Origin of the sequence: Vibrio sp. VB16 (assembly GCF_015594925.2) — a bacterium.
Taxonomy (GTDB): domain Bacteria; phylum Pseudomonadota; class Gammaproteobacteria; order Enterobacterales; family Vibrionaceae; genus Vibrio.
In genome coordinates, this window is sequence record NZ_CP087590.1 from 1,134,806 (window position 1) to 1,154,121 (window position 19,316).

Consider the following 19,316-nt stretch of genomic DNA (forward strand, 5'->3'; position numbering starts at 1 on the left):
TGGTGATATAGCGGTAAGCATCCATGCTTGAACTACTCTTTTTATTATTGCCAATTGCGGCAGCCTATGGTTGGTACATGGGCAACCGAAGCGCACGGCAAGATAAACAAGAACAGTCCCATCAAATTTCCCGGCAATACGTTACGGGTTTGAACCTGCTATTGTCTGATCAATCAGATAAAGCGGTCGATCACTTTATTGAATTACTTCAAGTTGATGCAGAAACCATTGATACTCACTTAGCCCTCGGAAACCTGTTCCGATCTCGTGGGGAAGTTGATCGAGCTATACGAATTCACCAAAATCTTATTTCAAGAAAGAACCTCTCTATAGATCAAAAAAATCTTGCATTACAACAATTGGCAAAAGATTACATGGTTTCCGGTTTCTTAGATCGGGCCGAAAAAATATTTGAACAATTAGTTGACGAGCCTTCTCATAAAGAAGCCGCGTTGACTCAATTGGTGAGCATCTATCAACAGACACGAGAGTGGAATAGTGCAATCAAATATGCAACGGCATTAGTGAAACTTGGCCGCAAACGCATAACAGCAAATATTGCCCATTTTTGGTGTGAATTGGCACTGTTAGAACAATTGGAAAGCAATACAGCTAAATCGATACTCTATTTTAAAAGAGCGCTATCTGAAGATCCTAAATGCGTAAGAGCAAGCATTTCTTTGGGTAAAATATATCTTGAGAATGAAGATTATAAAGGCACTATCAAATATATGGAAATGGTGCTAGATCAAGATACTGACTTTATAAGCGAAGTGCTTGAAACGTTGGCTGAGTGCTATCACCATATTGGCCAAGAAGAGCAACTGGTTGAGTTTCTGCGCAAGTGTATAGATAAGAAGGCAGGAGTTTCGGCGGAACTGATGTTGGCACAACTGGTCGCACATCATGAAGGCTTTGCTTCTGCTCAGACATTGTTAACCCGGCAACTACTTCGAAATCCAACGATGAAGGGCTTTCATCGCCTAATGGATTACCATTTAGCCGAAGCTGAAGAAGGACGAGCTAAAGAAAGTTTAACGACGCTACGGTCGCTTGTCGGCGAGCAACTTAAAACAAAGCCGCATTATCGCTGCAGAAAATGTGGATTTTCAACCCATTCACTTTATTGGCACTGTCCATCATGTAAAGGTTGGGGGACCATTAAGCCAATTCGTGGACTTGATGGGGAATAATGAAACCGATGATATTGATGCAGTTTTCGTTATTTAAGAAAAAGCATTCATCGTCATTCCCGTGAAAACGGGAATCTGTGTGGGATTAGATCCCCACTTTCGTGAGGATGACAGAATTTGATGTCTTAAGCGGTTTACGGAATCGAATTCATTTTAATCACAAAAATAATGTGATTGCTATTACCTCCAAATTGGAGGTTTTTTTTGAATATTAGTTAGGAGAGAAAATGTTGGATCAAAAAGTTATTGTGGCTCTGGATTATGATAATCAAGCGGATGCGTTAGCCTTTGTTGATAAAATCGATCCCAATTCTTGTCGTCTTAAGGTAGGCAAAGAAATGTTTACTCTCTATGGTCCACAATTTGTACAAGAACTGCATAAACGTAATTTCTCTGTATTTCTTGACCTCAAATTTCACGATATTCCTAATACCTGCTCAAAAGCAGTAAGAGCAGCGGCTGAGCTGGGTATCTGGATGGTTAATGTACACGCTAGTGGTGGAGAGAAGATGATGGCGGCTTCTCGAGAGATATTAGAGCCTTACGGGAAAGAAAGACCTTTGCTCATTGGTGTCACCGTACTAACCAGTATGGAGCGTTCTGACCTCGCAGGCATCGGATTAGACATGGAACCACAGCAACAGGTGAAACGCCTTGCACTATTAACTCAAAATAGCGGTTTGGATGGCGTGGTGTGTTCGGCTCAAGAATCGTCAATGCTTAAATCTAGTCTGGGCGATGAATTTACTTTAGTTACGCCTGGAATCCGACCTGTTGGTAGTGAAGTTGGTGATCAAAAGCGCATTATGACGCCGTCAGAAGCAGTTAAAGCAGGCTCTGACTATTTAGTAATAGGCAGGCCTATTACACAGGCAAAAGACCCAGCATTTGTGCTTACAGAAATAAATAACAGTCTGAATGGTTAAATAAATACGGGCGCTTAGTTTTTGAATCTGAGCGCCTTTAGTTTCTGACTATTGAAAGAGGTTCGCGTTTTAACGCCTTGCTTCTTAAATCTTGAAGGGTCTTGTTGACGATCATATTTAAAATATCATTTTCGAAGACTCAAGACTCAAGACTCAAGACTCAAGACTCAAGACCCACCGGTCTTCCGCTATGGAATTTAAAATCATTGTCTGGTGAGGAGATGAGCTCCGCTTCGATCACGCCCAATTCTTTCACTCGTTCGGAGATATCTCTTCCTGCAATTTGTTCGGCTAACGCAAGATAATCTTGGTAGTGGCGTGCCTCAGAACGTAACAGGGAGATATAAAATTTTTCCAAATCTTCGTCAAGGTAAGGAGCCAGTTTCGCAAATCGTTCGCAAGATCGCGCTTCAATGTAAGCGCCGATAATTAATTTGTCGATAAGGGTATCGGGTTCGTAAGTTTTCACCTTTGATAATAGGCCTTTAGCGTATCGACTCGGCCTGATACTCTCATATTCAATCCCTCTAGACTCCAGGATCTCTAAGACTTGATAAAAGTGATGTAATTCTTCTTTAATCAGCATGACCATTTTGTCGATTAGGTTTTGGCTATAGGGTGAATCTGACTTAGCCATAATCGCTTTAGTGACCGTATTCACGCCTTTGAGTGTTGTTGAATTACCGATCTTGCGGTAAGCGATATCTTCATAAGGCTTAAACCACTCAAGTAAAGTTGCTGCGCTTTGGCTATCAACTGCGTATTTTCGTATCAGGTACATAGCCGATTGGCCGGCTTTTAATTCACATAGCAGATGGTCCCGTAGAATGATTGGCAAGTTTTCTGGCTTACTTGCTTTATCAATCCACGCGTCAGGAGTTGAACATTTCAAAAAGGAGTTAATTGGCGCTAAGAGTTTTTGATGCATCGTTATTATTCTGTTGACTTGATCCGTAAAGACGATGTTAGCACGGAAATATCATCTTTATAGATTCTATATAATGTTTGAAAGAGTATATTTGTAATCACATAAATGTTTTTAAGAAATTTTAACCTATTATGGTCTCGCTATCCCTGCGTAGACTGAATTTAGAGTAGACTATTTTACATTATTCTGCGTAAAGCTATAAATAATTATTCAATTAACTATATTTCTATATGTCCACCCTGAAGTCAAACAAAAGAAATGTTGATAGTTTAGGGTGAAAATTATTGAACTGTGGAAGAATATCTTTATAAAACCTAGCTACTATCGATCAAATATCCATTAGTTTAATATTGCGTACATTTTTACAAGAAAATAATGTCGACTTTTAATTATTAGAATAAAAAACCTTCATAGAATGAAGATGACATTCAACATTTTTTGCTTTACCTCTTACACCATATTTATTTCATACTATGCGACGTGTCACATTTTTATCAATAGAGTCAATAGAGTTCTTTCATTACATAGTGATGATCTATTACAGTACTAACGTTACATTGTTAAGAGTGTTGGTGTAACTAAAGAATAGATGCTTTGCAAAAAAGAAGCTAAATGAATCTGTTAAAGTCATGTTGATGGGTGAACTAAGTTAGTTAACGAACTGAATGATAAATGACAGCATAATCCACCGAAATATAAGGTGGAAGGTGTTCTTCAGGGTACTCATCAATAAAAATTTACTCAATGTAGATTTGTTTTTCTCATAACTGAGCTATATCAAAGACTACAAAATACGAGAAATTAGAAGATGAAAAAACGATATATATTCATAATTATAACTGCACTTTCTGGTGTATTTAATGTAAATGCAACTACAAATGAAAAGCAAGAAATGCTGAAGATAGAAGCACAAGCAATTGATGCTTTAGTAGCGGGCCCGATACTACAAGGTCCCTCTATCCTAAATGATCATAAAAGATTTGTCTGGGGAGGCAGTGTTATCAAAGGGGACGATGGTCAATACCATATGTTTTATTCCACTTGGGAAGCAGGCAAAAATATCCCTCAGTTTTCGGATTCTTGGGTGCAGTATTCCAAGATTGCTTATGCTGTCTCTGAGTTCCCGGATCGTGGCTTTAAGACAAAGAAAATATTCCTTCCCGGCAGAATGTTGGAAGGAAATCCAGGCGCATGGGACGCCCAAATGACGCACAACCCTCATATTCAGAAGTTCGGTGACAAGTACTATTTATATTACATCGGATCACGGGACCCTGGTAAACAAGCTCAAGGATCGACGGGAGAATTGGTAAACAAAAGAAATCGTGTACAACAGCTGCAAAAAATTGGGGTGATAACATTTGACAGTTTTGACCAAATATTGGATGGATCTTTTGAACGACCTTCTGATCCTATTCTCGTTCCAAGAACTCGTGTAAAAAAAGATAAAGTAGTTGATCCTTCTCCTTTTGGTACAGAAGCTAAACCAGATAATCTTGTAGTCGTAAATCCATCAGTAGTTCAACGGCCTTCAGATGGAAAGTACTTGCTCTATTTCAAAGGGAATATATATGATCCAGAATGGAAAGGGGTTCATGGAGTTGCAATATCAGACTCACCAACGGGGCCTTTTACTACATTGGATAGATTTGTTTTTGAATTAATGATGGACGATGGTTCTTTTGCAGCAGCTGAAGATCCTTATGTTTGGTATCATCCGAAACATAATAAATTTTATGCTATATTTAAAGACTTTACAGGTAAGTTTACAGACGGTAAACCAGGTCTCGCGATGATGTGGTCAGAAAATGGACTGGATTGGGAGAAAACACAAAATCCACTATTTATGAAGAAAGAAGTGACATTAAAAAGTGGAGAACACATTTCAATGGACCGCTTAGAGAGGCCACAACTTTTGATTGGGCCTGATGGCAATCCACGAGTATTGTATGCAGCAGGTGCAATTACAAATGTTAATGTCAGGAAAGACGGATCATCTTTCAATGTGCAAATTCCATTAAAAGTGGTTTCAGAATAGGTCTCTATATATGAATTGAAAGATCTAATAAGTTCTGCCGAAGGTGCCTTCTCTTCTTAAGAGAGAAATTAATTAAACACCAATTTTGGGTGGTATCTTATTTGATTTTTCTTTTCTTCTTTTGCTAAAGAATAACGCCACAATATCGTGGTCCCGATCATCTCCATAACGGTCCATATTAGGCACTAATTTACGTGCTTGATTGAACTTCTGCTAATTGGCGGTTACTGTATTGAAAATATTGATCGGAGTGTATAATAATATTTTTTACAGATCTACATCGTTATAACGGCTATGAGTCGAGCATTAAGAACGGTACCTTTAACGGACATTTCTTCATTAGTCAGTCAATGATTTTTCTCGAATATAAGTCTAGCTGGCCTGTTTGGTGTTATAAATGCTATATTGAGAAATACTTGTTGCTCGTTTAATCAACGGCCTCTAATGTGAGACTAACTCTTATTGAGGTTCACAAAATTGCCACGAATTCGTTTTAGTGAAGATAGAGCGGCATCCCCTAATAACGCGGTAATGCGAAAATAAAGAATATCAAATAACATCATCTGAGACAGCTGAGGGGTTATCATTCCTAACTCATGATGACGCTCTTTATAAGCAAATGGCAGAGTTAAATCTGCTAATTTACTTGTGGGTGTTTTACCGTAGCGTGTGATAGCAGCAATGGTACAATTCGCTTGTTGGGCAATATCTAGTGCTTGATTGACTTCTTTTGTATTCCCTCTTGTAGTAAAGGCCAAAGCCAGATCATTTTCAGTTAACATACTCGCATAAGCGCGTTGGACATGGGTATCTGCGTTAAATAATACATTCTTGTTAATTCGAATGAGCTTTTGGTATGCGTCTGATGCCACTATTCCTGAAGAACCAACACCAAAAAGCGCAATTTTGTCTGCTTTGCTAATAACATGAGCAAGTTGGTCGAGCGTTTCAGGATCGACTAGATTTATGGAATTTTCGATATTTTGGCTAAATAAATATTCTGCTTTCTTGATTATTTCTACAACCGAGTCTTCAAGACGGACATCATCGTAGATAGTTTCTAGGGTGCTTTGTTTTTGTATTGCTAGGTATTCAAGTTTAAATTCAGAATAACCTTTATAGTTGAGGCTTTGAGCAAAACGAATCACAGATGCATTGCTGACACCACATTGCTTGCCTAACGCTACGGCACTAAGTGTCGTAATGTTGTGTTCTTTGTCATTAATCAGAAACCCAGAAATTTTTTTTTCTGATTCACTGCCATGAACTGAGAGCATTTCTAACCTAGGAATAAGATCTGACATATGACGCCTATTTATCAAATACGTTGAGTAGTATCATAATTGTTATACCAATACATATTGTGCTTAACATATTTAAATATATCACAATTTGGTTTCATATAGTTACTCAACTACTATGGCTAAGAATACAAGATAAGTATAGGGCTTATCAATGACATTATTATAACTAGGGATGAAACCAAGAAAGAGAATGAGTATTAATAAAACATACAGTAATGGTATTATCTTGATAAAATGAAACTAAATGCCATCATCAGAGGAAGTTGCCTGGGACGTATTTTTAAGCTCATCTGAAAGACGAGTCAGGCCATTGCGTCCACAGGTAATAGCCGTTTGACAAAATTCGTTAAGTTCCATTTCATCTCTGTCAAGTAGCATCTCAACACAAAGCTGTAAATTGGTACCAGAGATAACTTCAACATTCTTGCGCTGCAAAGCAATTTGAGAAGCAACTCGGAATGGACTACCGCCAAGTAAGTCAGTAAGAAAAACGACGCCTTCTTCGGTAGAGAGTTGTTCGAGGGCTTGTAACATCATGGCTTCTAAGTCAGCCACAGAAATGCCTTCAACGAAATCGATGGTAGTAAAGTTGTCCTGAGCTCCAATAATCTGTTCTACCGCACAGCCTAGCCCTGAGCCAAAGCGTCCATGGCCGACAAGAATCACAGCAATCATTTTATGTTCCTTTATTTGGTTGTATTAATAATGCGGGATTTAAGATCCCGCATGAGTTTAAAATGGCCTAGAGAAGTCCAATATAATGACCACCAATACCGAACAGAATCATGAGGAAAATGATCTTAGTAGGGGATATGCCCTTCATTAGTAAGCGATACGTTAATATTACAAACATCAATGGTAAGATATTGGGTACTATCTTATCTAATAAATCGGTTTGAATATTGAATGTAGTATCGGCATAACCTATTGTTGCAACAACGTTTAGCTTAACAAATTGAGCCGACATTGCTCCGATAACCATAATACCTATGATGGTAGCAGAACGAGCCATCGCAACCGTATGGTCTTTCATTTTCTCTAATGCTTTTAGTCCTGTGTTATATCCATACTTAAATAACGGTATCTGAACACTCAGACGGGTAACATTTAATAATAAGAGATAGAAAACAGGTGCTAAAGCTACGTTATCCAATGCCAATGAGGCGGCAATTGCAGCACTGATTGGTTTGAGCGTTAAGTTAAACATAGCGTCGCCAATTCCTGCAATTGGACCCATTGCTGCAACTTTAAACGCGCGAATTGTCTCCGCTTTTTGCTTACCTTGTTCCATGGCTAATACCACACCAAGAATGAAGGTCACTAAGTAAGTATGTGAGTTGAAAAAATCCATATGGCTGCGCATTGATTCGCCAAGTTTATCCTTCTCTTTATGAATATGTTTCAATCCTGGAGAAATAGCCCACAAAAACCCACATGCTTGCATACGTTCATAGTTGAATGAAGCCTGAATGAATAATTGACGTAATAATATTTTACGCACTACTTTTTTTGGTAGAGTATTCGTCGTGTCGGCACTTTCGTGTTCATCAACCTGAGCATTTTGAGTTAGTTGTTCCGTCATATTAAATTCCTCCACCTTGGTTCTGGTTTGGTACAGTAACTGATTTGTTTTCTCCGATTTTTTGACGAGTCATATAATCGATAACAGCAATACACGTGGCAAAAATAGCAATAGCTAGAACCGGAAGGTTTAGATATGTCATGGCGGCAAAGCCAGCGATGAAATACGGAATGAACGCTTTTTTGAACATGACTTTCATAAGCATAGCGAAACCAAGAGCAGGCATAAGACCACCAGCAATTTTCAAACCTGTAATAATACCTGCAGGTACGTATTGAATAATGGCATTGGCCACTTCTTCGCCAAAATAAACCGGCAACGCCGCTGTGACAAAGTAAAGTACACCTAAAGAGAGCATTCCAAGGTAGTTAATACGTGCTATGCCTTTATCATCCCCTTGAGCTGCTAGATCGTCTGCCTTGTGCATTAAGCCTGAGAAGACAGTAAATTGAAGTACAATCAGTTGCTGCATTAAGATTGCGAATGGAAGAGCAATACCAACGACAACTTCTGGAGAAAATCCACCTTTTATAGCAAATGCAGTACCGACTACAGCGCCAATGGTTACGTTTGGTGGTTGTGCACCAGCGATTGGTACTAAACCAAGCCAAGCCAATTCCAAAGCCGCACCTACGGCTAATCCAGTCTGATAATCGCCCATAATGAGCCCTACAACCGGGCCTGTTACAATAGGACGCCCAATGTAAAATTGACCGCTATAAAAGTCGACACCTGCAATAGCAGCCCACAACCCAATTAAAATTAGTTCAAACATTTGCTATCCCTTATATGCATCATGTAATTGAAATATATCTAGTTTATCCTCATGGGGCATTCGCTGAATCGCAAAACGCACACCAAGTTCTCGCAGGCGTTCAAATGCCTGCATGTCTTCATCATCAACAGATACCGTGATGTGGATCTGTTTCTTTCCTTCAGAGAAGTGCATGTTACCTATGTTGATATCGTTTAAAGGTACTCCTCCTTCAACAAGTCGCACCACATCTTGTGGTGTTCTTACAACCAACATGATTTTTTGTTCGGGAGAGGCTTTGTGGATAATATCGACTGTTTTTTGTACGGAGAAAAACCGTACTCCCATATTACCAGCCGACATTGTCATTAAGTCTTGTTGCATTTGGTCTTCTGCTACGTCGTCATTTACGATAACGATTAGGTTTGCTTCAGCATGATGACTCCAGGCTACTGCAACCTGCCCATGCAACAATCGATTATCGACTCGCGTTAAATTGATGCCCATTTGTTGTTCTCTCTTTCCATGTTTAGGTTATTGGTTAAATTACTGCTTGGCTTTTAATAATTGTTTTACGTTTAATAGTTGCTCATCAAATGTTTCAAATTCACTTTTTACACATGTTAAAGCTTGTAGATAAGAAAGCTCCCCTAAGCACATTAGTGCGGCTATTCTCGGTTTATATTGTGATTTTTCGAGGAATTCTCTCGCTTTTTCTAAAGATATTTCACAAATTGATGCGACGATATTTTCGGCACGATAGATTAGTTTTTCGTTGTTTGCGACCAGATCAATCATCTGATTGTTATAAACTTTACCAAGACGAATCATGGTTGTAGTACTTATCATACCAAGTAACATTTTTTGAGCGGTACCACTCTTCATTCGGGAGGAGCCCGTGAGGATTTCTGCACCTACATCTGGCGTAATAGCGATTGTGGCCTCACGTTCCATTTCACACGGCCCGCGTGTGCAAATTGCGATCGTCAAACATCCCATGCGATTGGCGTACTTCAATGCTGAAAGTGCGAATGGTGTTCGGCCACTCGCAGAGATACCAATCACTACATCTTTATTGGTCATATTGCGTTCTTGCAATGCGCAAACAGACAGGGTTTCGCTATCTTCAACACTTTCTACTGCAGCTAACATCGCGTCTAAACCACCTGCAATAATCGACTGAACCAGTTCTGGGCTAGTACCAAACGTAGGGGGACATTCAGCACTATCCAGAACGGCCAGGCGACCACTCGTGCCGGCGCCGACATAAAAAATGCGACCACCATTGAGAAGTTGAACACAAATTGCGTTTACGGCTTTTTCTACCATATGAAGATGTTGTTCAATAACACATGCAACAGTCTTATCGTTATCATTTATTTTATTTAAAATTTGTATTGTACTTTTTTGAGAAAGGTCGAAATCTCGTGTATTGACTTCATTTTGTATCAATGCATCAATATTTTTGTCGCGCATAAAAAGCTTCCTTATAAATAAACCCAAACCAATCGTAATGACAGTACTTTAATTCATTCGATAAATGTAATGAAAGTACTTTTTGTAAAATATTGACAAAAATGAGAGTAATGTAACGTAAATACATATATTATATTGACAATAGTACTTTGGCTACATAAAAAGAGAATGGTTGCATACGATTTGTAAATGAATGTCTTGAGTTCTATCAACAGACTTAATTTATTTGCTGCTGTAAATATCGCACAACTCAAAAGTAGATTTTCATAGATTGCTGATAGGGGGGCTCTATTGATGCGCAGCCAATTTCTGGAGATTAACGTCTATTCCTTTTATCCCAAATAGGGTTAAGGTAGTAAAGCATGAAAATAAGAAGTGTATTACAACAGAGTATACTAGCAATGATGCTCGGGGCTTTGGTTACTCCAGTATCAATAGCGAGTATGAGCGTAAGCTCGGTTATTCCAGAAAAAAATGCAGAGGTCGTAGGCAATAGTGTAATAGATGGTATTGCATTAGAGATGGCCGATTACATCGACAAAACCCATAGTAGTACGACAGATGTGAGTGCATGGATAGTGCCTATATCTAAAGGCGGTTTGTTTGACCCTGAAACCGGGAAATGGTCAGATATTGATTATACCTATTCCACTTCAGCTGCATTTTCGGTAACAGACCATCTTGATCGTTTGTTAATGCTAGCGCGAAGTTATACCAACGTGAGATCTATTGAAAATAATAACCCAGCTATATTGTCGGTTCTTTCATCAGGCATGAAGTCTTTTGCGCAAGCAGAATACTCGCACAGTGGTTGGTGGTTTAATTATATTGGTATTCCTCAACGTGTTGGAGAGTTATTGGTTTATATTAAAGCTAAGAATATCCCAGTTAATCAAGCGGATTATCAAGCCTTAGTGGATGCTAAATATCTCAATGTTCGTAGCCATTGGAGTTATGGTAGAGGGGCGAATGCGATTGATATTTCTATTGCTAATATGTATAGCGGCGTTGTAAGAAATAATGAAAAACGTTTAAGTTATTACGTCAATGAAGCACTTAATGAAATTGGTCGTTCTGGAATTGGTATCAACGCAGATAACAGTTTTTTTGCTCATGGTCCAATGCTCAATACTAACTCTTATGGTTGGGTGTTGGTGATGCGAACGTTGCAAGTTGAAAATTTCACCCGTAATTACTTTACAATGGCGGCAAATAGCCAAAGTGTATTGGAAAGCTTCATGGATCAGGGAGTCTATCCTACATTCAGAGGACGATACCACGATTATTTAACTGGTGGGCGTGGCGGGGTATCACGTGAAGGTAATTTAGGAAGAGGTTTCTCTACCTATACATTAGCGCGGCTTAACCCTGATAGGGCAGAGCACTTTAATTTGGTTAATCAAGTGACGAGTGGCCTTGTTGACTCAGATAAAATGCCTTACCGTGGTGCTAAGGCATATTGGAACAGTGACTACCTACTCAAGAATGAGCAAGCTTATCAGTACTCAGCATTAACTCACTCGCCGCGAACACTGAAGATAGAGCAAATTAATGCGGAAAATTTATTGGGCTCACTTATGTCTATGGGTTCTCACTCTATACGTGTTTCTGGCGATGAGTACTTTGATATTTTTCCACTTTGGGATTGGTTGAAAATTCCGGGAGTGACTGGCAGAGAAGGTCAAGAAATGAGTGTGACTTCCGGCGCTAGGGGGATTGATTTCTCTGGAGTGATGTCAACTGGGAACCAAGCCATAATGGTTCATAGTCAGAATAAACTTGATGTTGTAGTCAAAAAAGCAAACTTTGTCTTTGATGATGTAATTATTGCTATCGCGTCAGAAGTGACTGCAACTGAAGATGGTAAAGTAACCACTTCTCTTGATCAAAGTTGGTTCCGCGATGAAGTCAAAATTGGTCTCACAAATGGCGATTCGGATGAAATTGAAACGGGCTCTTACAGTTATAATGGAGATAATCTGGCGTATGTGCTGCACAACGGAATCGCTTATATGCCGTTGGATAGCAATACATTCAACGTTAGTGTTGAAGATCGCACGAGCCAATGGACCAAGGTTAACTCATCTCAAAGCAACCGAGATGTAACCGGTACCGTATTTAGTGCTTGGATTGACCATGGTAATTACCCAAGCAACGATACATTCAGTTACGCTATTTATCCGGGAGTCTCTGCTGATACGGTCGCTGACTTAAGTCCTCGTAGTCGATTCGATACTTATCAAGAAGGGGATACATTGGCGGTTTATGATAAACGAGATGATGTACTTCAGGTTGTGTTAAGAGAAGCAGGACAATGGAATAATGACGAATTGACATTGGTATCCGATCAAGTGGGTATGTTCATTGTTACCTCAGCAAGCTCTTCGACACCAACACTGTATTTTGCGGACCCGGATCAAGCTTATACTTTGGCCTCGGTAAGTTTGTATAATACGCATGGTAGTGCTTCTATTCAATTGACTAAGCCTGACTATAAGTCGACGAATGTATCATCGGCTGCTCTGAATATAGCGGAGACGGAGCTTCAGTATGACTTAGAGCTTTATGCATCGGCCGATACATTTGTTCGCTATGGTGGATATTCAGATGAGAACTATGGCACTTCTGAGAGACTTGCGGTAAAGGCAGATTCAAATTCCGCCTTCCGTCGTCATGTTTTTCTTAAATTCCCTATCGATACAGTCAATACTGCTGCGCTTAATAGCGCAATGCTCGAACTATCAGTGTTCAATATTGGTAGCCCTCAACCCGTTATTGCCTATTTATTGAATGACAATTCATGGGATGAGTTCAGCATAGTTGCGAATTCAGCTCCAGCTGCCGGGGAGCAAATATCAAGTGCACTGGTAGATAATGGTACATTTAAATGGGACCTATCAGATGTTATTCGTACGGCTAAAGAACAAGGTGAGTCAGCAATTAGCCTGAAACTAGGAGTGGCAAATAACGGTACTAATAACTGGGTTACCTTTAATAGTAAAGAAAGTTCAGCGACGGCTCCAGTGATTAATATTGATTACAATGCACAAGAAAATCAGGTGGTAACCAGCTCTGACGCATTTGTTCAAGGTGGTAGTTCAGCTAATCTTAATTTCGGGCAAGATAGTCGTTTGATAGTTAAGTTGGATCCAAATTCAACAAGCCTTACACGTGAAACTTTTCTTAAATTCCCAATAAGTAACCTTGAAAGTGATGGATTGAGTCTTGTAGAAATTGATTTACAAGTAAAAGGTATTGGCGCTGCAATGACACTTAATGTTGAGCAGGTTAGCTCTGAATGGAGCGAAGATAATGTGACGTTCAATAGTGCGGTTGATGGAACTGAGCTGGTTGTTTCGGTTCCTTTAGTAACAACAGATCAGAGTGTAAAGGTAAATATTACTGATATGGTCAAAGCCGCTATTATAAAAAACAAACAGGAAATATCACTCAGGCTTTATAGCGTAGATGAAGGCGGTACTAAATATGCCACTTTCTACAGTAAAGAGAGTGACGAAAAAGCACCAACGTTAATCAGTACACATTATTGAGTTTTAGCCAAAACAATCTAACAGACATCTTATGATGTTTGTTGAATAAACTCACCGATATAATTTGTATTTTTTTTGTTAATAAAAAGGTCGCATTAGCGACCTTTCAAATAAAAATAAAAGGATTACCACTTTTTCTTTTCGCCAAATAAAGCTTCCATATCGCTGTCGCGTTCTTTTTCTTCTTGAGCAACAAGGTTTGCATTCTGACTTTTTTTGTTTTTATCTAACTCATTCAACATACCCTGTAACTTTTCGCGTGCCTTAGTAGAGTATGCGTCGTTCTTAGACATCAAAATATCGATAGCTTTGTTGAGTAGTTGTCTTGCGGTTCCTGTCTGGCCGCGAACAACGGCCTCATTGGCTCGCTTAATGACATTCTCAATGTTTATCCGCAGTTGAATCGTCTCCAATCGAGAGTTTTCAGCGACGTAACCTTGAGTATTGAAGCGACCTTTATTGTGTTCGCTTCGAATAGTATCTTTTAGGCGTTTAACAAGCTTTAACATGACGATTGCTTGTTTATCACTACTAGGAACCTTGAAGTTTGTACTCTCTCCACTCGTGTAGTTGTTTCTCAATGCTTGAATTTGATGCTTAATATTCTCGATACGTTGAGCGAGTTGCTTGTTTTTTGGATCAAGCATAAACATGTTTTCTAATGCATCCAAAATTCGACTGTTTAGGCAGATCAATAAGTCTTGGCTATAGGGTAGATGATGAGCATTACCGATAAGATCTTCGGTGGCATCAATAATCGCGAGATAGCGCGATGATTCGACCTTTCGAGAGGACTCAATCTTTGCATTATATTGCAACATAACGTTATAGCCGATGACCATAATCAGCAATATTGCAACGAGGATAACAATTAGACCAATATTCATAAACTTATATCTATCAGGTGGAGAATCAAACTATAGACAGCATACACTAATCTATAAGGGGTCAATAGTCGTATTGACGATGAACATAATTATTAACGTTAAGTTTGCGATTGGTAATAAAAATCGATATATATCGCCAAAAATTGTGTGTTTGATTGCAAATAACACCATTAAGCGATTAATCTTGCGACAGATTATTTCGATCGCTATGCATTTTCACTATCAATTTTTATGATTAAACGTTATAACTATTATTTATAACCTTTGATTATAACGATAGACGGTAAAGGAATACAGGTAACATAATGAAGTTACAGCAGCTAAGGTATATTGTTGAAGTCGTGAATCACAATCTCAATGTGTCCGCGACAGCAGAAAGTCTTTATACTTCTCAACCCGGTATTAGTAAACAAGTACGTTTGCTGGAAGATGAGCTTGGTATTCAAATATTTGAACGCAGTGGTAAGCACTTAACTCAAGTGACAACGGCTGGTGTCGATATTGTAAGAATTTCAAGAGAAATTCTTTCACGTGTAGATGGTATCAAATCGGTTGCGAGTGAGCACACTAACCCGGAAATGGGTACGTTAAATATTTCAACGACGCATACTCAAGCTCGTTATGCCTTGCCTGATGTTATCAAAGGTTTTACTGCTCGATACCCTAAAGTTTCTTTGCATATGCATCAAGGGACACCTTCACAAATGTCAGAGGCTGTTGCGAAAGGAACAGCCAATTTTGCTATAGCGACAGAAGCCCTGCACCTTTATCATGATGCCATCATGCTGCCTTGTTATCATTGGAATCGATCTATTGTAGTGACAAAAGATCACCCATTAGCACAAAAATCATCGCTGACGATTGAAGATCTGGCTGCTTTTTCACTTGTGACTTATGTCTTTGGTTTCACAGGTCGTTCTGAACTAGACACGGCCTTCGATACAGCAGGTCTAACACCTAAAATTGTCTTTACCGCAACCGATGCTGATGTCATAAAAACTTATGTTAGAATGGGCATTGGTGTAGGTGTTATCGCGAGTATGGCGATTGATCAAATTCAAGATACCGATTTAGTTGTTATCGATGCCAGCCATATCTTTGGGTCTAGTACGACAAGTATTGGTTTTAGGCGTGGGACCTTCTTACGTGCTTACATGTTTGATTTTATGGAGCGTTTTGCACCGCATCTTACTCGCCCAGTCGTTGAACAGGCTATATCACTAAGAAATAATGTCGAAATTGAAGAGATGTTTAAAGATATAAACCTACCAATACGGTAAGTATTTATTTTTATCTGATTCCTCCTACAATTCGCTTTGCTTGGGGGAATCATGCAATCCGTTTTTTTAAAGCTCGAACACATACTCCAAAAAAATCAATCCCTGTGGCGATTTGAACCCTTTCATCAGAGTATTCAATCTCAGCTAGCATGTTCTGGTGATTATCCAGATCTATATCAATGGCTATCCGCGCTATCAATAGAACAAGTTCGACGATACAAATCTTCAACCTCTGAGTTAATGAATGATGTCACTTCAGTATTTCCACAAGCGGAAGAACTGAAGGGGCTTATTTCGTTATCGATGGCAACGAAAGAGCTGGTTTCGTTAGAAAGAGGGCTTGATTCTGGCATTCCGGGCCGAAAACTCGAACAGATTGTATCGATGGGGAGCTTTGCTTTAGCACACCACAAAGGGGGCGAGTGGTTAGAATGGTGTTCAGGGAAAGGTTACCTAGGACGAATATTAGCATCACGTTCAACTCAACCTGTGGTCAGTTTTGAATGGCAAACCTCACTTTGTGAATTAGGACAACGGGAGGCAATCAAGAAGTCCCTTCCTATGACATTTATTCAAGGGGATGCTTTATCGGAAAAAGCACGAGACATTGTCACTTCAAATCAACATGTTGTTGCATTGCATGCCTGTGGTGATCTTCATGTCAGATTAATCCAGCACGCTAGTGCAGCAGGCAGCCAAGCTATCTCTATTTCCCCTTGTTGTTATCACCTCATTGAACATGAAAAGTATCAACCACTTTCAGAAGAGGGCTTACGTTCGACACTTAACCTTAAAAAAGCAGAGTTACGCATTCCTTTACAAGAGACAGTGACGGGTGGAAAAAGAGTATCAAGGCATCGAGAAGAAGAGATGCGTTATCGATTAGGGTTTGACCTAGTGTTAAAAAATGTACTTGGCATTGATAGCTATGTTGCCGTCCCAAGCGTCAAAAAATCGATGCTTTCTGAGGGGTTTGAACATTTTTGTAACTGGGCCGCGAAGGAAAAGGACATCAATTTGCCTGTTATCGATTTCGCCCTTTGGGAAAACGAAGGGGAAAAGAGATTTTGGCAAATGGAACGTCAAAGCCTGCTTCAACAACTGTTTCGTCGCGCTTTAGAATTGTGGCTTGTGTATGATCGAGCACTATTTTTACAACAAAATGGTTATCAGGTTTCCGTTGTAGAATTCTGTGAAAGAGAAGTGACACCGCGAAATATTATGATTCATGCGGTAAAAAAAGAGGTGTGCTTAGGCGACTAAATTTGTCTTCCAGTTATTACGATGAAAATGAGAATCTCGTGGAATTCGATCCCCACTATCGTGTAATGATGTTCGGTTAAGGTTATTTAAACCTATTATCCCGACGAAAATTGATCTATTTCCACGAAAACTAACGTCATCCCCATGAAAATGGGGATCTAATATCACCAAAATTCCCGTTTTCACGGGAATGACGAAGTATTTAGCACTAACCTAACAGCATTACACTTCCGTGGGGATGACGAAATGACTTGAGGTATTCAGCTTAATTAAACATCGCTATCGCTGTTTTTGCTTCTACATATTCAAGTTCAAAGCTCTCAGCAACTTCTTTACATGTAACTTTGCCATGGATAACATTAAGCCCGTCTAAGAACCCTTCATCACCAAGTAAAGCTTCTTTGTAGCCTTTGTCTGCTAATTTTAGGATATAAGGTAGAGTGGCGTTGTTCAGTGCAAAAGTAGAGGTTCTTGCCACCGCTCCCGGCATATTTGCTACACAGTAATGGACCACATCGTCAACGACATAGGTAGGGTCTGCGTGAGTGGTTGCGTGCGAGGTTTCAAAACAGCCACCTTGGTCAATGGCGACATCAACGATAGCAGAACCAGGTTTCATGTTGAAAATATGTTCTTTAGTGACGAGTTTAGGTGCCGCTGCACCCGGTATAAGTACTGCACCTACCACAAGATCAGCTTCCAGAATATGCTTCTCTAAGGCGTCCACTGTAGAATAAACCACTTTTGCTCTGCCTTGGAATTCTTCGTCTAATTGACGCAAGGTATCGAGACTCCTGTCCAAGATAGTCACATCTGCGCGCATACCAACGGCCATTCTTGCTGCATTAGATCCTACAACGCCACCACCAATTATAACGACTTTAGCGGGTTCAACACCTGGAACCCCTCCAAGTAGAAGGCCGCGCCCACCATTCGATTTCTCTAAAGTTTGTGCGCCAGCTTGAATAGACATTCGTCCTGCAACTTCAGACATCGGTGCTAATAGTGGCAGACGACCCATATAATCTGTTACAGTCTCATAGGCTATACAGACAGCTTTGCTCTTGATAAGCTCTTTTGTCTGTGTAAAATCTGGTGCAAGGTGTAAATAAGTGAATAATATTTGCCCTTCACGGAGCATTGCACGCTCTACAGATTGAGGTTCTTTTACCTTTACAATCATTTCTGCTTTAGCGAATACGTCAGAAGCAGTAGGAAGAATGGATGCGCCTACAGCGATGTAATCATCGTCTGAAAAATCGATACCCGAACCAGCATTGGTTTCAATGTACACCTGATGACCATGTGAAATAAGTTCTCTCACATTTGCTGGGATCATGCCCACACGATACTCGTGGTTTTTGATTTCCTTCGGTACGCCGATAATCATGCTAACTCCTTCTCGATTTGTGGTTGTAACAACTGGGTTTTTAGTTAAAATCCCAAATATACCTCTAGTATAAAGTGTATAAAGCAATATTTGATTCTGTATATTACTAAGTTGTAGTATATTTTTTTGCAGGGAAGTTAAAAGGTGGAATAAAAAATGGCAGACAACTACAAAAAGCCGTCCAAGGAACTAGATCGCATTGATCGCAATATACTAAATGAATTGCAAAAGGATGGTCGTATATCGAATGTAGAACTGTCTAAGCGAGTAGGTCTTTCACCTACACCGTGCTTGGAGCGTGTTCGTCGATTGGAACGACAAGGGTATATAATTGGTTATACCGCATTACTAAATCCACAATATTTAGATGCGTCTTTACTCGTCTTTGTAGAGATTACATTGAACCGTGGTGCACCAGATGTATTTGAACAGTTTAATACAGCCGTACAAAAGCTAGATGATATCCAAGAATGTCATCTTGTATCTGGTGATTTCGATTATCTTCTTAAAACACGTGTATCCGATATGAGTGCATATCGTAAACTACTCGGGGATACGCTGTTGCGATTGCCTGGTGTGAATGACACTCGTACCTACGTTGTGATGGAAGAAGTCAAACAATCGAACCAGTTAGTCATTCAAACACGATAACTGCGATAGTAGAAAGTTCTAAGTCTGGACAAGGTTCAAATTAAGGCTTTCTACAGGTTGGGTTTTTATTGGTGATATGATTAAATTTAGTTA

16 protein-coding genes are annotated in these 19,316 nt (G+C 39.6%); 7 read left to right on the forward strand and 9 right to left on the reverse strand.

Going from position 1 to position 19,316, the window contains the following annotated elements; translation table 11 throughout:
• The first annotated feature begins 23 nt into the window (after positions 1-23).
• On the forward strand, positions 24-1,193 hold the full coding sequence (gene lapB / locus IUZ65_RS05470; RefSeq protein WP_195702784.1) for a lipopolysaccharide assembly protein LapB: 1,170 nt from the start codon (positions 24-26) through the stop codon (positions 1,191-1,193).
• A 227-nt stretch (positions 1,194-1,420) separates the two neighbouring features.
• Positions 1,421-2,119, forward strand: coding sequence for an orotidine-5'-phosphate decarboxylase (pyrF, locus tag IUZ65_RS05475; RefSeq protein ID WP_195702785.1), 699 nt, complete (start codon positions 1,421-1,423; stop codon positions 2,117-2,119).
• Positions 2,120-2,279: 160 nt separating this feature from the next.
• Here pyrF and miaE read toward each other — a convergent pair whose 3' ends face one another.
• Positions 2,280-3,047, reverse strand: coding sequence for a tRNA isopentenyl-2-thiomethyl-A-37 hydroxylase MiaE (gene miaE, locus IUZ65_RS05480; RefSeq protein ID WP_195702786.1), 768 nt, complete (start codon positions 3,045-3,047; stop codon positions 2,280-2,282).
• A gap of 808 nt (positions 3,048-3,855) precedes the next feature.
• Here miaE and IUZ65_RS05485 point away from each other — a divergent pair.
• Complete coding sequence (locus tag IUZ65_RS05485) at positions 3,856-5,085, forward strand: glycoside hydrolase family protein (RefSeq protein WP_195702787.1); 1,230 nt, start codon at positions 3,856-3,858, stop codon at positions 5,083-5,085.
• Positions 5,086-5,537: 452 nt separating this feature from the next.
• Here the strand turns inward: IUZ65_RS05485 and IUZ65_RS05490 are convergent, their stop codons facing one another.
• The 6 genes from IUZ65_RS05490 to murQ all read right to left on the reverse strand — a co-directional run bounded on the left by IUZ65_RS05490 (position 5,538) and on the right by murQ (position 10,201).
• Positions 5,538-6,389, reverse strand: coding sequence for a MurR/RpiR family transcriptional regulator (locus tag IUZ65_RS05490; RefSeq protein WP_195702788.1), 852 nt, complete (start codon positions 6,387-6,389; stop codon positions 5,538-5,540).
• Between the two features lie 240 nt (positions 6,390-6,629).
• Positions 6,630-7,064: a PTS galactosamine/N-acetylgalactosamine transporter subunit IIA gene (gene agaF, locus IUZ65_RS05495; RefSeq protein ID WP_195702789.1), complete on the reverse strand. Its 435-nt coding sequence runs from the start codon at positions 7,062-7,064 to the stop codon at positions 6,630-6,632.
• 67 nt (positions 7,065-7,131) lie between these two features.
• Positions 7,132-7,971 carry a PTS system mannose/fructose/sorbose family transporter subunit IID gene (locus IUZ65_RS05500; protein ID WP_195702790.1) on the reverse strand — a complete coding sequence of 280 codons (840 nt, stop codon included), beginning with the start codon at positions 7,969-7,971 and terminating at the stop codon, positions 7,132-7,134.
• A gap of 1 nt (position 7,972) precedes the next feature.
• Positions 7,973-8,746, reverse strand: coding sequence for a PTS N-acetylgalactosamine transporter subunit IIC (gene agaW / locus IUZ65_RS05505; protein WP_195702791.1), 774 nt, complete (start codon positions 8,744-8,746; stop codon positions 7,973-7,975).
• Positions 8,747-8,749: 3 nt separating this feature from the next.
• The gene (gene agaV / locus IUZ65_RS05510) at positions 8,750-9,232 is read right to left on the reverse strand and encodes a PTS N-acetylgalactosamine transporter subunit IIB (RefSeq protein WP_195702792.1); all 483 of its coding nucleotides are present in this window, start codon (positions 9,230-9,232) and stop codon (positions 8,750-8,752) included.
• A gap of 39 nt (positions 9,233-9,271) precedes the next feature.
• Positions 9,272-10,201 (reverse strand): N-acetylmuramic acid 6-phosphate etherase, encoded by a 930-nt coding sequence (gene murQ / locus IUZ65_RS05515; RefSeq protein ID WP_195702793.1) that lies wholly within the window; start codon positions 10,199-10,201, stop codon positions 9,272-9,274.
• A gap of 362 nt (positions 10,202-10,563) precedes the next feature.
• On the opposite strand from murQ, the gene IUZ65_RS05520 reads away from it, so the two are divergent.
• The gene (locus IUZ65_RS05520; RefSeq protein ID WP_195702794.1) at positions 10,564-13,752 is read left to right on the forward strand and encodes a CBM96 family carbohydrate-binding protein; all 3,189 of its coding nucleotides are present in this window, start codon (positions 10,564-10,566) and stop codon (positions 13,750-13,752) included.
• 125 nt (positions 13,753-13,877) lie between these two features.
• Here IUZ65_RS05520 and IUZ65_RS05525 read toward each other — a convergent pair whose 3' ends face one another.
• Entirely contained in the window at positions 13,878-14,639 is a 762-nt protein-coding gene (locus tag IUZ65_RS05525) for a DNA repair protein (protein WP_195702795.1), read from the reverse strand.
• 305 nt (positions 14,640-14,944) lie between these two features.
• Here IUZ65_RS05525 and cysB point away from each other — a divergent pair, with 305 nt between their 5' ends.
• Together cysB and IUZ65_RS05535 are read left to right on the forward strand one after the other, a co-directional pair.
• Positions 14,945-15,919 (forward strand): HTH-type transcriptional regulator CysB, encoded by a 975-nt coding sequence (gene cysB, locus IUZ65_RS05530; protein ID WP_195702796.1) that lies wholly within the window; start codon positions 14,945-14,947, stop codon positions 15,917-15,919.
• A 51-nt stretch (positions 15,920-15,970) separates the two neighbouring features.
• Positions 15,971-17,182 (forward strand): methyltransferase, encoded by a 1,212-nt coding sequence (locus IUZ65_RS05535; RefSeq protein WP_195702797.1) that lies wholly within the window; start codon positions 15,971-15,973, stop codon positions 17,180-17,182.
• Positions 17,183-17,447: 265 nt separating this feature from the next.
• On the opposite strand, the gene ald is transcribed toward IUZ65_RS05535, so the two are convergent.
• Entirely contained in the window at positions 17,448-18,572 is a 1,125-nt protein-coding gene (gene ald, locus IUZ65_RS05540) for an alanine dehydrogenase (RefSeq protein WP_195702798.1), read from the reverse strand.
• 156 nt (positions 18,573-18,728) lie between these two features.
• Between ald and lrp the strand changes: the two genes are divergently transcribed.
• Complete coding sequence (gene lrp, locus IUZ65_RS05545; RefSeq protein ID WP_195702799.1) at positions 18,729-19,223, forward strand: leucine-responsive transcriptional regulator Lrp; 495 nt, start codon at positions 18,729-18,731, stop codon at positions 19,221-19,223.
• Positions 19,224-19,316 lie beyond the last annotated feature (93 nt).

Bases quoted from the DNA above. Each gene is read 5' to 3' on its own strand.
- IUZ65_RS05525 (WP_195702795.1), bottom strand. From the start codon at position 14,639: ATGAATATTGGTCTAATTGTTATCCTCGTTGCAATATTGCTGATTATG.
- IUZ65_RS05500 (WP_195702790.1), bottom strand. From the start codon at position 7,971: ATGACGGAACAACTAACTCAAAATGCTCAGGTTGATGAACACGAAAGT.
- IUZ65_RS05520 (WP_195702794.1), top strand. From the start codon at position 10,564: ATGAAAATAAGAAGTGTATTACAACAGAGTATACTAGCAATGATGCTC.
- miaE (WP_195702786.1), bottom strand. From the start codon at position 3,047: ATGCATCAAAAACTCTTAGCGCCAATTAACTCCTTTTTGAAATGTTCA.
- ald (WP_195702798.1), bottom strand. From the start codon at position 18,572: ATGATTATCGGCGTACCGAAGGAAATCAAAAACCACGAGTATCGTGTG.
- agaW (WP_195702791.1), bottom strand. From the start codon at position 8,746: ATGTTTGAACTAATTTTAATTGGGTTGTGGGCTGCTATTGCAGGTGTC.
- murQ (WP_195702793.1), bottom strand. From the start codon at position 10,201: ATGCGCGACAAAAATATTGATGCATTGATACAAAATGAAGTCAATACA.
- lrp (WP_195702799.1), top strand. From the start codon at position 18,729: ATGGCAGACAACTACAAAAAGCCGTCCAAGGAACTAGATCGCATTGAT.
- lapB (WP_195702784.1), top strand. From the start codon at position 24: ATGCTTGAACTACTCTTTTTATTATTGCCAATTGCGGCAGCCTATGGT.
- IUZ65_RS05485 (WP_195702787.1), top strand. From the start codon at position 3,856: ATGAAAAAACGATATATATTCATAATTATAACTGCACTTTCTGGTGTA.
- agaF (WP_195702789.1), bottom strand. From the start codon at position 7,064: ATGATTGCTGTGATTCTTGTCGGCCATGGACGCTTTGGCTCAGGGCTA.
- pyrF (WP_195702785.1), top strand. From the start codon at position 1,421: ATGTTGGATCAAAAAGTTATTGTGGCTCTGGATTATGATAATCAAGCG.
- cysB (WP_195702796.1), top strand. From the start codon at position 14,945: ATGAAGTTACAGCAGCTAAGGTATATTGTTGAAGTCGTGAATCACAAT.
- IUZ65_RS05490 (WP_195702788.1), bottom strand. From the start codon at position 6,389: ATGTCAGATCTTATTCCTAGGTTAGAAATGCTCTCAGTTCATGGCAGT.
- IUZ65_RS05535 (WP_195702797.1), top strand. From the start codon at position 15,971: ATGCAATCCGTTTTTTTAAAGCTCGAACACATACTCCAAAAAAATCAA.
- agaV (WP_195702792.1), bottom strand. From the start codon at position 9,232: ATGGGCATCAATTTAACGCGAGTCGATAATCGATTGTTGCATGGGCAG.